Raw genomic sequence first — 14,157 nt, forward strand, 5'->3', positions numbered from 1 at the left:
CCGTATGTTCCGGTTCGACTGGCTCCGGCGTACCGCCGTCAGCATCGCCGCTGTCCTGCTGGTGTTCGGCCTCGTCGTGGGTTGTGCGGACGAGGAGCAGGCCGGACCGGACGGCGTCCCGTTGCCGTCGGATTTCCCGGCCGCGCAGGTCCCGCTCATCGACGGTCACGTGCTCTCGGCGAGCGGCAGTCGCTCCGACGGTTGGGAGGTCGCGGTGCAGGGCCCGGCCAACGCGGGCAATCAGCTCGAGGCCGCGACCGAGACGCTCACCGAGGCCGGTTACGTCGAATCGCACCGTTCGACCGAGGGTGGACAATCGGTCGTCGTGCTGTCGGCGACCAAGGAGGGTTCGACCTACTGGGTCCAGATCGGCGCGTCCCCGCAGGCCGCGGGCGGTGGGTCGTCGGTCTTCTATCTGGTCAACGTGGAGTAGTCGCACCCCTAGCCTGTCGATCGACGGTCGTACCGATCGGGGCGGCCGTGGTCCACGATCGCTATCGGGCACCGCGTGTGATGCTGCGCTGCGCGTGCCACCGAGCCCGCCCAGGCGGTGAAGGTGCTCCCGGCCCGGGGGCGGGTCACGACCAGAAGCGAGGCCTGCGGAACCGCCTCGCCGACGGCCCTCGACGGGTTGCCGTTCACCAACTGCAGCGTCGTGTCGCGGTCGGGGAAGCGTCGGCGCCAGGGGTCGAGCAGCGCGTCGGCTCGCGCGTACAGCGCTTCGATCCGAGCGGGCGGGGCGTCGTCGGGGATCGCGCACACGATCGCCACGGGGTTGCCGGTGGCATCGGCGTACTCGAAGGCGGTCGACAGCGCGAGGTCGGACGGGGCGTCGGCATCGATGGCCGCGACGACCGGACCGCCCGTCGCGAGGTTGCCGTACGGAACCGTCACGACCGGGCATCGCGACCGGGCCGAGAGCGCGGAGCTGATGCTCCCGGTGGTGAGGCGTTCGATGAGGCCGGGTCGATGATGGCCGAGGACCATCAGATCGACCTGACCCGACAGCCTGGTGAGCAGGGGTATCGCGAAGTCGTGTTCGACGACGGTCTCGATGCGCAGGCCCGGACGCCGGGTGCCGAGACGGCCGGCCAGCGCGGTCAGGTGGGCGGCCGCTGCCTGCCGCGTGGCGGTGACGTCGAAGTCGAGTTCGAACTCGCTGAGTGGTTGCAGCGCAACGGCTGCCGCGAATCCGTGGATCAGTAGCAGGCGGTCCCTGTCGCGGGCCGAAGCGGCCGCCCAGTGAGCGGCCGCCTCGGATTCGGGACTCAGATCGACCCCGACGGCGATGGTGTTCATCGGGCGCGGGTGGCGTCGCCCGTCCGCGTCTCGCCGGCGATGGCGTCGTCCGCGACGGGACCGACCGCCGCCGGTGCCACGGCTGCGGGCACGGCGACGTCGGCGACCGCCGCCTCCTGCGCGCGGCGCTCCTCGTCGCTGCTCATCGTCTTCAGCGCAACCTCCTTGATGAACGCGATGGCGATGAAGCTCAGGGCCGCCATGACCGCCGCGACCAGGAACACCCGGGCGGTGCCGTCGCCGTACGCGCCGCGCACGATGGCCGCGATCGGGGCGGGCAGTTCGTTCAGGTTCGCCAGCCCGGCACTGCCGCCGCTCGACGCACCGGCGCCGATGCCCAGCGCGCCGAGCCCCTTCGCGATGAGGTCGGTGACGTGGTTGGACAGGACCGCGCCGAGCACCGACACACCCGCGGCGCCGCCGAGTGAGCGGAAGAAGGTGACCGTCGAGGTCGCCGCACCGAGGTTGTCCGGGCTGACGTTGTTCTGTACCGCCAGCACGAGGTTCTGCATCGTCATGCCCATGCCGCAGCCCAGGATGAAGAGGAACACGCCGACCACGACCATGTCCGTGTGTGCGTCGATGGTCGCGAGCAGTCCGAAGCCGATCGTCATCATCGCGGCACCGGCCACGAGGAATCGCTTCCACCGCCCGTACCGGGTGATCAGGTTGCCCGACACGGTCGCCGACAGCATCGAACCGATGACCATCGGCAGCGTCAGCAGGCCGGCCGCGGTGGGGGAGTAGCCACGTGCGATCTGGAAGTACTGGCCGAGGAAGACCGCACCGCCGAACAGCGCGACGCCGACGCCGACGCTGGCGAGGGTGGCCAGGGTGGTGGTGCGGTCGCGGAAGATGTGCAGCGGGATGATCGGGCTGGAGACCTTCGACTCGACGAAGATCGCCAGGGCGAGGAGCACGACACCGAGTGCGACGAGACCGTACGAGGTCAGCGAGGCCCAGTCGAAGTTCTTACCGGCCAGCGTCACCCAGATGAGCAGGGTGCTGACGCCCGAGGCGATGAGGGCGGCACCGAGGTAGTCGATGCTGACCTTCTTGCGGACCACCGGGACGTTCAGCGTGCGCTGGATGACGAGAAGGGCGATGACGGCGAGCGGGACGCAGACGTAGAACGTCCAGCGCCAGCCGAGCCAACTGGTGTCGACGATGACGCCGCCGATGAGCGGACCGGCGACGGTCGCGACGGACATCACCGCGGCCATCGGGCCCTGGTAGCGGCCGCGTTCGCGCGGGCTGAACATCGTCGCGACGACGATCACGACCAGCGCCTGCAGGCCGCCGAGGCCCAGACCCTGGATGACGCGGAAGCCGATCAGCATGTCGACCGAGGTGGAGAGCCCGGCGAGGACCGAACCCAGGGTGAACAGGAACAGCGCGCCCTGCACCAGGAGTTTCTTGCTGACCAGGTCGGCGAACTTGCCCCAGATGGGCGTGGTCGCGGTGGACGCGAGTAGGGTCGCGGTGATGACCCAGGTGTACTGGTCCTGGGTGCCATGCAGGTCGGTGATGATCGTCGGCAGGGCGTTGGACACCACGGTCGACGACAGGAACGCGACGAACATGCCGAGCAGGAGGCCGATGAGGGCCTCGATCTTCTGACGATGCGTCATCGGCACGTCTTCGGCCGGCGCCATCGCGGACGCGGGTGCACTCATATGGCGAACCTCCGAGAAAGAGAGCTGCCCGCGACGAGGAGACGGGCGGGCGGCGAATAGGCGCGCGCGGTGGCGCACCCGATTGGTTGATTGATGCAACTATAAGTCGTGATGGTTGCAACCAACAACTATCGGAGGTTATTCCGGGTGTGTTCCGGGACTCACCCGGACGCAGCGGGGAGCGCAGCGGTGCTCAGTCGAGCCGACGCTCGGCGTAGGCCTTGAGGTCGGCGACCTGCGCGGGATCGAGCGACGGCCGAACCCGCTTGCGGGCCTCCTCGACGTCGGCCACGGTCACCGCGGCGGCGTCGATGTCCCGGCGCATCGCCGACAGGGCGGCCTCGCGCAGCAGGGCCGAACAGTCGGCCGCCGAGTAGCCCTCGAGGTCGCCGGCCAACTCATCGAGGTCGACTCCGTCGAGTGGGACGTCGCGCCCGGTGGCGCGCAGGATGTCGCCGCGGGCGTCGGCGTCCGGCGGCGGCACGAAGACGAGCCGTTCCAGTCGCCCGGGCCGCAGCAGCGCCGGGTCGATGAGGTCGGGTCGGTTCGTCGCACCGAGCACCACGACGTCCTGGAGCGGTTCGACGCCGTCCAGTTCGGTCAGCAGCGCGGCGACCACCCGGTCGCCGACACCGGAGTCGGTGGACTGACCGCGGCGCGGTGCCAGCGCGTCGACCTCGTCGAGGAAGATCAGCGAGGGCGCCGACTCGCGGGCACGGGCGAACAGATCCCGCACCGCCTTCTCCGACGACCCGACCCACTTGTCCATCAGCTCGGCGCCCTTGACCGTGTGCACCGACAGCTGACCCGACGCCGCGAGCGCGCGGACGACGAAGGTCTTGCCGCAGCCCGGCGGGCCGAACAGCAGCACCCCACGCGGCGGGTCGACGCCGAGCCGGGCGAAGGTGTCGGGGTGTTGCAGCGGCCACAGGACCGCTTCGGTCAGAGCCTGTTTCGTCTCGACCATGTCGCCGACGTCGGCGAGGGTGATCGAGCCAAGCGCGACTTCGGGGGAATCCGAGCGGGACACCGGCCGGATGACGTCGAGGGCGCCGACGAGATCCTCGGTGCGCAGCGACGGCGCGGACTTCTCGGCACTCGCACGCGTCGCGGCGCGCAGTGCGGCCTCGCGGGCCAGCGCGGCGAGATCCCCGGCGACGAAACCGGGGGTGCGCGAGGCGACCGACGTGAGGTCGAGGTCGCCGTCGGTCGGGACGTTCGACAGGATCGCCGAGAGCAACCGCGCCCGGGTCGCGGCGTCGGGGAGGCCGATGACCAGTTCCCGGTCGCAGAGCGACGGGTCGCGCAACCGGGCGTCGAGGCGTACCGGTTCGGCGGTGGTCGCGATGAGTGCGATGCGGCCGTCGACGATGCCGGAACGCAGTTCGTCGAGGATCAGTGCGGCGACGGGTTCGGGTTCGGCGGGTAACAGCGCGTCGACGTCGGTGATCAGCAGGACCCCGGCGGCCGCCCGGGTGCGGGCCACCGCGTCGGCGACCGTCCGCAGGCGGGTGTTGGCCTCCGTCGCGCCGACCGTCGGGCCGTCGATGGTCACCAGCGTGCGCGACGCGCACACCGAACGGACGAAGGTCGCCTTGCCGCCGCCGGCCGGGCCGGTGACCAGGACGCCGAGACGCGGTGTCGCACCGAGGGTGCGCAGCACCTCCGGCTCGTCGAGGGTGATGGTGAGCCACTCGGTGAGCTTGGTGATCTGGGAGTCGACGCCGACCAGCTCCGACACCGGCCGGACCGGGATCTCGGGCTCCCGGGCGGGCTCGCGGACCGGGCTGGGCGCGGCGGCCGGCCGCGGGCGGGAGTCGGACTCCGACACCATGCCGAGGGCGCCGGGGATCCGGGGTGAACCGGGACCGGTCCGATCGCCCAGCGGTGCCACCTCGCCCGCGGTGGTCGACCACAGCACGGCGGTGTTGGTCTGCACGCTGACCGGCGCCGACACCCGGCCACCCGCCGGCGGGCCGGGCTCGGTTGCCGTGACGGTGAGCAACTCGGTGGTCCAGGTGATCCCGACCGACCTGGCCAGCGCACGCGTGGCCTCGGTGGCGGCGAGCTCGGGACCGAGGTCGCGGGGGAGGAGCGACACGGCGTCACCGACGGACAGGACCTTGCCTAGCAGTGCGCGCCGCAGCGTCGATTCGGTGATCGACTGGGTGGCCAGCGCCGAACCGCTCACCACCACCCGGCTCGCGCCCTGCACCTCGACCGGCGCGAGGACGACCGCCGAGTTCTCCCGGACACCGGCGTTGGAGAACGCGATCTCGTCGAGGAGAGCGACACCCGTAGGCGCTGAGGCTTCGGTCGCGGCCACCACGGCCGCCGTGACCCGTGCGCCGGTGATGGACACCGCGTCCCATTCACGCAGCGACAATGCGGTCAGCACCTCGGGATGCACCCGAATGATGCCGCGTCGCGCCTCGGCCGCTGATGGGTTGTGACGCGCGGTCAGCGTGAGGGAGGCGGGCGTGGTCATTCGGGCTCGCTTTCGGTCGTCTCGCCGGTCGTGCGTGCCGCGGGGACGCCTTGGCCGGTGGGGCGGTTCAGGCCCAGGCGTCCCAGCGAGTTGATGACAGGCCTGCGACGACGGCCACCAGGTGACGTGGCCCGCAGCGCCCGGCGCTGTGCACGACGCTCGGCCGGTTTGTCGTCCCAGTGCTCGGGCCGGGAGGCGACCCAGCGGCGCGCGCGCCACGCGTACGGGATGTGCAGGACGTATCCGGCGATGGCGATCATCATCAGCACGTACGGGAAGGTCACCAACAGTGCCGCGGCCGCGGCGACCAGCACCAGCAGGCCGGTCACCGCGCGAGCCGGGATCGATGCGGTCTTCAGCGAGGACGTCGGGACGCGACTTACGGCCAGGAAGGCGACGAAGATCAGCCACCCGCCGACGGCCGGCAGCGACGTCCACCACCCGTCGCCGAACTGTTGTTCCAGCCCGATGGGCAGGAGCGCGCAGATCGCCGCGGCGGGCGCGGGGACACCGACGAAGAAATCCTTGGTGTACGCGGGTGCCTCGTCGTCGTCGAGCAGGGTGTTGAACCTCGCGAGGCGCAGGACGATGGCGCAGCAGTAGATCAGCGCGAGCACCCAGCCGAGGTCATGCCCGTCGATGAAATAGAAGTAGATGATCATCGCCGGGACCACACCGAAGTTGATCGCGTCGGCCAGCGAGTCGATCTCGGCGCCGATCCGGCTCGTGGCTCCCATCAGGCGTGCGACCCGACCGTCGATGCCGTCGAGGAACGCGGCCGCGACCAGGAGAGCCATCGCGGTGTCGACGTCGCCGTTGATCGCTGACCGCATGGCCGTCAGGCCCGCGCAGATCGCGAGGATCGTCAGCGACGACGGGATGACGATGCGGCTGGCCTGTGCCTGGCGCCGCAGACGCCGGCGCTCCGGCTCCCGCGGAACCGGATGTGTCTGTGCGTGCCGGCTGGCCGAGCGCGCGGTCGGGTTGCGCGCGGTGCGCGAGCCGGGGCGTCGCCGGCCGGGGTTCGTGCCGGGTGAGGTCATGTCGGTCGGGTTCACCGGGCCGGAGTTCACTGATCCAGGTACGCGAACGGGGTCTCGCCGCCGACCGCGCGCTGGCCGACCGAGACGCGGGGCCGGGTGCCGGCCGGGAAGTAGACGTCGACGCGCGATCCGAATCGGATGAGCCCGTAGGTCTCGCCGATCGTCAGCGAGTCCCCGACCGACGGCTCGCACACGATCCGACGGGCGACGAGACCGGCGATCTGCACGACCGCCAGCTCAGGGCCGGGCGTGCCGCCTGCGGCGGTGGTGCGGATGGTCATCGTGGTGCGCTCGTTGTCGCGGCTGGCCTCGGGGAGGTCGGCGGAGACGAACGCGCCGGGCGTGTGGGTCACAGTGGTCACCGTGCCCGCGATCGGCACGCGCTGCACGTGGACGTCGAAGATCGACAGGAAGGTCGAGACCCGGGGCAGCGGCTGTGTGCCCAGGCCGGACTCGGCGGGCGGGACAGCCTCGTCGACCAGGGCGATGGTCCCGTCCGCGGGGGCGACCACCACGCCGGGTTCGGTCGGGGTGACCCGCTTCGGATGCCGGAAGAAGGCTGCGCACGCGGCGGCGGTCAGCGTGGCCGGTCGGGCGATCCAGCGGTGTCGACGCCCGAGGAGCGCGACGGCTGCAGGCGCGGCGACGAACGGCACACCCGCCGGATGGATCGGAGGGATGGTCTCTCGGGCCAGATCGAGAAAATGGGCGACACGGCCGGTGTCACCGGAGCCGTCCGGACGCGGACGTCGGGCCACGATCAACCTCCTCTGGCCTGTGTCCAGGCCGGATAAATGGTGCGCACCGCATCGCCGGGTGCATCGGCGTCCACTCTAGAGCGCCGCGCCCGGAGACCTCGTCGTCAGCGCAGGACCAGCACGTCCACCAGGGTGCCCGCCTCGACCGCCTCGACGTCGGCGGGGACGTCGATGAGCGCGTCGGCCTCGGCGAGGTAGCGCAGGTGATGGGACGCCGGCGGGCCGATCGGGTCCACCCCGACCACCCCGTCGCGAGGCCCGGCGTCGAGCACGCCCCGCAGGAACTGTCGTTTGCCGCGGGGTGAGCGGATGTCGGCACCGAGACGAGCTCGGATTCGTTCCCGGTCGGCGGGCAGTGCCATCGCGGCCCGCAGCGCGGGCCGGATGAAGACCTCGAAGGACACGAGTGCACTGACGGGATTTCCCGGCAGCGTGATGATCGGCACGCGCCGGCCGCGGGAGGAGGGGAAGTGGCCGCACCCCTGGGGCATGCCCGGCTGCATCGCAACCTTCACGAACTCGACGGTCCCGGTCGCCGACAGTGCGTCCTTGACCACCTCGAAGGCGCCGGCGCTGACACCGCCCGAGGTGATGATCAGATCGGCGTCGTCGGCGACCTCGTCGAGCCGCGCGGCGAAGTCCGCGGTGTTGTCGGGCACGAAGTGCAGGTGACGGCCGGCCGCGCCGGCCTCGATGACCGCGGCGGTCAGCATCGCGCCGTTCGACTCGTAGATCTGCCCGTGGCGCAACGGTTTTCCGGGTTCGACGAGTTCAGAACCGGTGGACAGCACGACGACCCGCAGCCGCCGGGCGACGGTGATCTCGGCGAGGCCCAGTGCGGCGAGCAGGCCGATCTGCGGTGCGCCGATCACCGTGCCGGCCGGCAGCGCCCGGGTGCCGGCCTCGATGTCGGAGCCGCCGCGCCGGATGTGCCTGCCGCGCTCGGGTGCTGCGGTGAACGTGACGGTCGGCGCCGCGGCCACCGGGCCCACCACGGCGTCGGTCAGTTCGACCGGGACGACCGCGTCGGCGCCCGCGGGCATCGGGGCGCCGGTCATGATGCGGTGCGCGGTGCCCGGCTCGAGAGTGAGGTCGTCGGTACGGCCGGCGGGGATGTCCGCGGCGACCGGCAGGGTGACCGGCTCGTCGGCGCTCGCGTCCGCGAGATCGTCTGCGCGGACCGCGAATCCGTCCATCGCGGAGTTGTCGAAGCCGGGCAGCGACAGCGGGGCGTCCACGTCGGTGAACGTGGCGAAGCCGAGCGATTCCGGCACGGCGACCTCCGACGGTTCGGCGGGGCCGAACAACGCCGCGACGATGCGCTGATGCTCTACGACGGTACGCATCCGCTCAGCATGCCAGGTGTCGACGGAGACCATGGCGTCGTCCCGGCAGGTGACCGGGCCGTCCTGCGACGCCGCTGGGCGAGGACTACATTCGTGCGCATGGCGCTGGGTCTGCTGTTCGACATCGACGGGGTGATGGTCACCTCGTGGCAGGCGCTGCCCGGCGCGGTCGAGGCGATCGCCGATCTCGCCGACCAGGGCATCCCGCGGATGTTCTTGACCAACACGACGTCCCGCTCGCGTGGCGAGATCGCCGAGGCGCTCAACGAATGCGGTTTCGAGGTGAAGCCGGACGAGATCCTGTCGGCCGCCAAGCTGACCGCCGAACACGTCGCCGCCACCTATCCGGGCAAGCGCGTGTGGGTGCTCAACCAGGGCCCGATCGCCGAGGACATGACCGGCGTGGAGTTGACCGACGACCCGGCGTCGGCCGAGGTGGTGGTACTCGGCGGTGCCGGTTCGGTCTTCACGCACGCCACGCTGTCCAAGGTCCTGGAGATGATGCTCGACGGGATTCCGGTGATCGCGATGCACCGGTCCATGACCTGGTCGACGGCGGACGGCTTGAGCATCGACACCGGGGTGTACCTCGAGGGTCTCGAAAAGGCTTCGGGCGCAAAGATCAAGGCGATCGGCAAGCCCTCGCCGGTCGGTTTCCGGGCGGCCACCGAGGTCCTCGGTCTGGAGCCGACCCAGGTGGTGATGGTCGGCGACGACATGCACAATGACGTTCTCGGTGCCCAGGCGGCGGCGCTGATCGGCGTGCTGGTCCGCACCGGCAAGTTCCGCGAGGAGGCGCTGCATGCGCTGCAGCGTGACGAGTTCGGGCCCTACCCCGACCACATCATCGACTCGGTCGCCGATCTCCCCGAGCTCATCGGCAAGCTCGGCGGAACCTGATCGCCGAGCTCATCGGCAAGCTCAGCGGGACCTGAGCGTCCACAACTCTGCTCCCTGAGGTGCGAGCGAAGCGAGCCACGAACGGGCTCGCAAGCTGCCTCACCAGGCCCTTCGTGGCTCGTCGCTTGCGCTCCTCGCACCTCAGGGAGCAGAGGGGCGAGCGTCTCTCCGCTCCCTGAGGAGCGAGCTTGCGAGCGTCTCCCCGCTCCCTGAGGAGCGAGCTTGCGAGCGTCTCCCCGCTCCCTGAGGAGCGAGCTTGCGAGCGTCTCGAAGGGTCAGTTGGACTCGGCGGCGCGCTTGATCTTGCCCAGCGTCTCGGCCATCCCGAGCTTGAGCTCCTCTTCGAACGACTCGGCGCCGCCGAAGAGCTTGTCGACGAGTACCGACGACACCTTGGTGGTCGACCCGTTGACCTCGCGCCGCTCGGTGACCGTGACCCCGGCGTCCTTCGGGGTGATGGTGTAGCTCCAGATGGTGTGGTTCTCCGCGACCCGGAAGCCGAGTTCCTGGTTCGGGGTGAACCGGACGACCTTGGAGGTGGTCGGCCACACCAGCGGGCCCCGGCGGTTGATGTTGATGGTCTTGGTCCCCAACCCGACGGTGCCGCCGCGGATGATCATCTTCTTGCACTGGGGGCTCCACTCGCCCATGCGCTTCAGATCGGAGATCACCGACCACACCTGTTCGGGCGTGGCGTCGATGTCGATGGATTCCTCGATGAGTGCTGCGGTCATGGTCGCTCACCCTATGTGCTTGTTGGCCGAGGGTCAATAAGCATGTTCGGGTGCCCGAGTCAACCCCGGAAAACGCGTGGACCAGCGATGTCGCGCCGAACTCAGACCAGCAGGGTGATCCCGATGACGGCACCGATGGCCAGGAAGACGGCGGCGGTGATCCACCCGGCGGGGTGTTCGTCGGCGGCCCGGCGGCCGGTGGTCACGGCGTCGTCGGGGGTCTCGTCACTGCGCGGCGCGCCGTCGAAGAGCAGCGTGCCGAGCTTCCCGGGTGTGAGCCAGTCGATCAGCACGAACGACCACATCATCACCGCGATCGCCAAGACCGTGTACGCGACGGTGTAGAGCAGCGCGCGCCACAGTTCCAGGAGTTCGGTGTCGATGACCGAACAGACCAGCACGATCGCGAGGCCGATGACCATCGATGTGGTCAGCAGCACCGCGTTGCGGTTGTGCTCGATCCACACCAGCTGCCGCAGCCGGCCCGGTGTCACCAGGTCGAGGGCGGCGAAGCCGAGGACGAGCACGGCGATCCCCACCAGGCTGAACGATGCCCCCGCGGCCAGGTTGTCCCGCAGCAGTTCCATCCGGCTCCCTCTCGCCTCGCATCGACATCAGCGGGCTGCCGCCCGACTGCAACACCTCGAGCGGGCTGCCGCCCGAAAGGACTTCAGCGAAGGCCTGCGCGCGAGAACGCGCAGGGCCTTCGCTGAAGGACAGTAGCCGGTATCAGCCGACGCTGAGCATGTCGTAGGTGTCGATGTTCTCCGCCAGGCGGGTCACATGGTCCGACGCGTCGCCCAGGGTGTGGCTGATCGCCGTCAGACGGCTCACGTAATGGGCGATCGGGTACTCGGCGGTCATACCGATACCGCCGTGCATCTGGATCGCTTCCTGACCGATCAGGCGCGCCGAGCGGCAGATCTGCAGCTTGGCCCGCGACGCGATGATGGGATCGGCGATCCCATCCGCCAGCGCCGACGTCGCGTAGAGGCTCAGGCTGCGAGCGAGTTCGAGCTGGACGTACATGTCGGCGGCACGGTGGGTCAGTGCCTGGAAGGCCGACAGCGTGACGCCGAACTGCTTGCGCGACTTGAGGTATTCGACGGTCAGGTCCAGGCTCCGCTCCATCGCGCCGACGGCCTCGGCGCACAGTGCGGTCTGGATGCCGACCTCGGCGTCGGCGATGGTCTGCGACGCGTCGCCGGTGCCCAGTCGCGTCGCCTTGACGTCGCTGAACTCGATCTGCGCGCCGCGACGGCGGTCGTGCGTCCGGTACGGCGTCCGGGTGATGCCCTGGGCATCGGCGTCGACGAGGTAGAGGCCGACGCCGTTGTCGTCGCGCGCCGACACGATCAGCTTCGCAGCGCAATCGCCATGTCCGACAAGGCTCTTGGTGCCTTTGAGGACGCCGTCGGCCGACGCGGTGGTCTCCACCCGCGCCTCCGGCCAGCGGTCGCCCGGCTCGGTGTGGGCGAAGGCCATCAGCAGTTCGCCCGACGCCAGCGCGGTCCGCAGCTCGGCGCGGGTCGCGTCGTCGGCGAGGCCGAGGAGCGAGCCGGGGACGAGGACCGAGTCGAGGTAGGGCTCAGGTGCCAGTGCGCGGCCGAGTTCGGTCATGACACTGGTGAATTCGACGGGGCCGGCGTCCATGCCGCCCTCGTCCTCCGGGAAGGTGAGGCCGAGGATGCCGATCTCGGCCAGCGACTTCCACACCTTCTCGCTCCAGCCGAGATCGGTGTCGGTGACCTTGCGCAGCGTCTCGACGTCGTAGGTCTTGGTGAGGACCTCGCGAACGGTGTCGCGCAGCATCCCCTGCTCTTCGGAAAGCTCGAAATCCATGGTGTTCCTTAGTGAAAGGTCGAAAGGTGCGGGGTCGGCGCTCAGAGGCCGAGGACAGCCTTGTCGATGATCTGGCGCTGGACCTCCGACGACCCGCCGTAGATCGTGACCTTGCGGTAGTTGAGGTAGGTCGGGGCGGCGAGCTGGGCCCATTCGGGGGCGCTCACCTCGGCGCTGCCATTCGGAGCCGAGGCGTCGAGCTGGGCGACCGGGAGCGAGTCGGGGCCCGCGATGTCGGCGAGGAGTTCCATGGCGGCCTGCTGCAACTGGCTGCCGGTCAGCTTGAGCAGCGACGATGCCGGGTTCGGCTTGCCGTCGGCCGACGAGGCGGCGACGCGCAGCTGGGTGAGCTCGAGGGCGAGCAGTTCGTTCTCGACCTCGGCCAGGCGGGCGGCGAACAGCGGATCGTCGAGGAGGGTGCCCTTGGCGGTCCGGGTCTGCTTGGCGAGTTCCTTGGCGCGGGCGAGCTTGGCCTTGGTGTAACCGACGCGGGCGATGCCGTTGCGCTCGTTGCCGAGCAGGAACTTCGCCTGGGTCCAGCCGCTGTTCTCCTCGCCGACCATGTTCTCGGCGGGCACGCGGACGTCGTTGAAGAAGACCTCGTTGACCTCGTAGCTGCCGTCGATGAGCTGGATCGGGCGGATCTCGACGCCCGGCGTGTCCATCGGGAACAGGAACATGCTGATGCCGGCCTGCTTCTTGACATCGGGGTTGGTACGCGCGAGGCAGAAGATCCAGTCGGCGAACTGTCCGAGTGTGGTCCAGGTCTTCTGTCCGTTGATCACGTAGTCGTCGCCGTCGCGGACCGCGCGGGTCTTCAGCGAGGCGAGGTCGGAGCCGGCCTCTGGCTCGGAGAAGCCCTGGCACCACCAGATGTCGAGGTTGGCGGTCTTGGCCAGGAAGCGTTCCTTCATCTCGTCGGAACCGAACTGGGCGATGACCGGGCCGATCATGCCGACGTTGAACGGCAGCATGTCGGGGACGAACGCGAGGCTCATCTCCTCGCGGTAGATGTGATGCTGGATCGGGGTCCAGTCCTTGCCGCCGTGCTCCACCGGCCAGCTGGGGGTGGCCACACCGTGCTCGTTGAGGATGCGCGTCGTGGTGACGAGGTCCTCGGGGTACTGGAGCTTGCCCTCTTCGCACCGCTTGCGGACGTCTTCGGGGACCTTGGCGAAGATGCTGCGCAACTCCTCGCGGAAGGCCTCTTCTTCAGGACTGAATTTCAGCTGCATGGGTTCTTCTCTACTCCTGTCGAGGGTGTCCGTACCCCGGGCGGTGTGGTCGAACTGGGGACCTCTGCCGTGTGCACCCAAGCTGGGGAAACCCAACCGAGCCACGAATGACTAAGCGCTTGCTTAGTGATAGGTTGCACTATGCCGCGCGGGCTGGATGCTGTCAATCACGGGCTCGTCGCGATGACCAGTCCGACCGTTCCGAGAAGGTGACCGTGGGCCCGTCTGCCGATCCGACGCCCGAAGTCCGGCCCGTGGCCGCCCGGGCCCGGCTCCTGCGCGCCGCCGTCGAGGCGTTCGCCGCCAAGGGGTTCAACGGGACGACCACGAGAGACATCGCCAACGGCGCGCAGATGAGTTCGGCGGCGGTCTACGTGCACTTCCGCTCCAAGGAGGAGCTGCTGTTCGAGATCTCCGACGCCGGGCATCGCGCGATTCTCGCGGCGATCGACGACGCCGACGATCCGTCGGCGTCCCCCGGCGACCGGCTGCGGGCGATCTTCCACGCCTTCACCGAGCACCACGCGCGCGAGCACGTGGGGGGTCGGGTGGTGAACTACGAACTCAACGCCCTCGCGCCCGACCATCTGGACACGGTGATGGCCATGCGTCGCGAGATCACCAGACGGGTGCGCGAGATCATCGAAGCCGGGATCGCATGCGGGGACTTCGATGTCGCTGACTCGCTCGCCACCACCAACGCGATGCTGTCCATGGGGATCGATGTCGCGCGCTGGTATCGCGACGGGGGGTCACTCTCGCCCGAGGAGATGGGGGGCTTCTACGCGGAGCTGGCCACGCGGATGGTGGGATGGCGACCGCCCGTCGGCGGGTGA

Annotated in this window: 13 protein-coding genes; 3 read left to right on the forward strand and 10 right to left on the reverse strand. The window is 69.7% G+C overall.

What is annotated here, in order from left to right; genetic code table 11:
* Window positions 1-4 precede the first annotated feature (4 nt).
* Window positions 5-433 (forward strand): hypothetical protein, encoded by a 429-nt coding sequence (locus QAD21_RS03070; protein WP_058251345.1) that lies wholly within the window; start codon window positions 5-7, stop codon window positions 431-433.
* Between the two features lie 8 nt (window positions 434-441).
* Here QAD21_RS03070 and QAD21_RS03075 read toward each other — a convergent pair whose 3' ends face one another.
* From QAD21_RS03075 to glp, 6 genes are all read right to left on the reverse strand, one after another.
* The gene (locus QAD21_RS03075) at window positions 442-1,299 is read right to left on the reverse strand and encodes a universal stress protein (RefSeq protein ID WP_068970676.1); all 858 of its coding nucleotides are present in this window, start codon (window positions 1,297-1,299) and stop codon (window positions 442-444) included.
* Window positions 1,296-2,975 (reverse strand): MDR family MFS transporter, encoded by a 1,680-nt coding sequence (locus QAD21_RS03080; RefSeq protein WP_068970677.1) that lies wholly within the window; start codon window positions 2,973-2,975, stop codon window positions 1,296-1,298. Before QAD21_RS03080 ends, QAD21_RS03075 begins: the two co-directional genes overlap by 4 nt.
* A 193-nt stretch (window positions 2,976-3,168) precedes the next feature.
* Window positions 3,169-5,463 carry an AAA family ATPase gene (locus QAD21_RS03085; RefSeq protein ID WP_068970678.1) on the reverse strand — a complete coding sequence of 765 codons (2,295 nt, stop codon included), beginning with the start codon at window positions 5,461-5,463 and terminating at the stop codon, window positions 3,169-3,171.
* Window positions 5,460-6,506 (reverse strand): phosphatidylcholine/phosphatidylserine synthase, encoded by a 1,047-nt coding sequence (locus QAD21_RS03090; RefSeq protein WP_223258885.1) that lies wholly within the window; start codon window positions 6,504-6,506, stop codon window positions 5,460-5,462. The genes QAD21_RS03085 and QAD21_RS03090 overlap by 4 nt, the downstream gene beginning before the upstream one ends.
* Window positions 6,507-6,532: 26 nt before the next feature.
* Entirely contained in the window at window positions 6,533-7,264 is a 732-nt protein-coding gene (locus QAD21_RS03095) for a phosphatidylserine decarboxylase (RefSeq protein WP_058251340.1), read from the reverse strand.
* 104 nt (window positions 7,265-7,368) lie between these two features.
* Window positions 7,369-8,610 carry a gephyrin-like molybdotransferase Glp gene (glp, locus tag QAD21_RS03100; protein WP_058251429.1) on the reverse strand — a complete coding sequence of 414 codons (1,242 nt, stop codon included), beginning with the start codon at window positions 8,608-8,610 and terminating at the stop codon, window positions 7,369-7,371.
* 99 nt (window positions 8,611-8,709) lie between these two features.
* Between glp and QAD21_RS03105 the strand changes: the two genes are divergently transcribed.
* Window positions 8,710-9,510 carry an HAD-IIA family hydrolase gene (locus tag QAD21_RS03105; protein ID WP_065630114.1) on the forward strand — a complete coding sequence of 267 codons (801 nt, stop codon included), beginning with the start codon at window positions 8,710-8,712 and terminating at the stop codon, window positions 9,508-9,510.
* 275 nt (window positions 9,511-9,785) lie between these two features.
* On the opposite strand, the gene QAD21_RS03110 is transcribed toward QAD21_RS03105, so the two are convergent.
* From QAD21_RS03110 to QAD21_RS03125, 4 genes are all read right to left on the reverse strand, one after another.
* Entirely contained in the window at window positions 9,786-10,244 is a 459-nt protein-coding gene (locus QAD21_RS03110) for an SRPBCC family protein (RefSeq protein WP_058251338.1), read from the reverse strand.
* A 101-nt stretch (window positions 10,245-10,345) separates the two neighbouring features.
* Window positions 10,346-10,831 (reverse strand): DUF350 domain-containing protein, encoded by a 486-nt coding sequence (locus QAD21_RS03115; RefSeq protein ID WP_058251337.1) that lies wholly within the window; start codon window positions 10,829-10,831, stop codon window positions 10,346-10,348.
* Window positions 10,832-10,973: 142 nt separating this feature from the next.
* Window positions 10,974-12,086 carry an acyl-CoA dehydrogenase family protein gene (locus QAD21_RS03120; protein WP_058251336.1) on the reverse strand — a complete coding sequence of 371 codons (1,113 nt, stop codon included), beginning with the start codon at window positions 12,084-12,086 and terminating at the stop codon, window positions 10,974-10,976.
* Window positions 12,087-12,127: 41 nt separating this feature from the next.
* Entirely contained in the window at window positions 12,128-13,321 is a 1,194-nt protein-coding gene (locus QAD21_RS03125; RefSeq protein WP_058251335.1) for an acyl-CoA dehydrogenase family protein, read from the reverse strand.
* A gap of 209 nt (window positions 13,322-13,530) precedes the next feature.
* Between QAD21_RS03125 and QAD21_RS03130 the strand changes: the two genes are divergently transcribed.
* Window positions 13,531-14,157, forward strand: coding sequence for a TetR/AcrR family transcriptional regulator (locus QAD21_RS03130; protein ID WP_058251334.1), 627 nt, complete (start codon window positions 13,531-13,533; stop codon window positions 14,155-14,157).

This window comes from Gordonia sp. SMJS1, from assembly GCF_029866425.1.
GTDB classification, from domain to species: Bacteria; Actinomycetota; Actinomycetes; order Mycobacteriales; family Mycobacteriaceae; genus Gordonia; species Gordonia hongkongensis.

What these genes read in the sequence shown, in the direction of transcription:
- QAD21_RS03125 (WP_058251335.1), bottom strand. Translation starts at nt 13,321, where the DNA reads ATGCAGCTGAAATTCAGTCCTGAAGAAGAGGCCTTCCGCGAGGAGTTG.
- QAD21_RS03110 (WP_058251338.1), bottom strand. Translation starts at nt 10,244, where the DNA reads ATGACCGCAGCACTCATCGAGGAATCCATCGACATCGACGCCACGCCC.
- QAD21_RS03105 (WP_065630114.1), top strand. Translation starts at nt 8,710, where the DNA reads ATGGCGCTGGGTCTGCTGTTCGACATCGACGGGGTGATGGTCACCTCG.
- QAD21_RS03070 (WP_058251345.1), top strand. Translation starts at nt 5, where the DNA reads ATGTTCCGGTTCGACTGGCTCCGGCGTACCGCCGTCAGCATCGCCGCT.
- QAD21_RS03120 (WP_058251336.1), bottom strand. Translation starts at nt 12,086, where the DNA reads ATGGATTTCGAGCTTTCCGAAGAGCAGGGGATGCTGCGCGACACCGTT.
- QAD21_RS03085 (WP_068970678.1), bottom strand. Translation starts at nt 5,463, where the DNA reads ATGACCACGCCCGCCTCCCTCACGCTGACCGCGCGTCACAACCCATCA.
- QAD21_RS03075 (WP_068970676.1), bottom strand. Translation starts at nt 1,299, where the DNA reads ATGAACACCATCGCCGTCGGGGTCGATCTGAGTCCCGAATCCGAGGCG.
- glp (WP_058251429.1), bottom strand. Translation starts at nt 8,610, where the DNA reads ATGCGTACCGTCGTAGAGCATCAGCGCATCGTCGCGGCGTTGTTCGGC.
- QAD21_RS03080 (WP_068970677.1), bottom strand. Translation starts at nt 2,975, where the DNA reads ATGAGTGCACCCGCGTCCGCGATGGCGCCGGCCGAAGACGTGCCGATG.
- QAD21_RS03090 (WP_223258885.1), bottom strand. Translation starts at nt 6,506, where the DNA reads ATGACCTCACCCGGCACGAACCCCGGCCGGCGACGCCCCGGCTCGCGC.
- QAD21_RS03115 (WP_058251337.1), bottom strand. Translation starts at nt 10,831, where the DNA reads ATGGAACTGCTGCGGGACAACCTGGCCGCGGGGGCATCGTTCAGCCTG.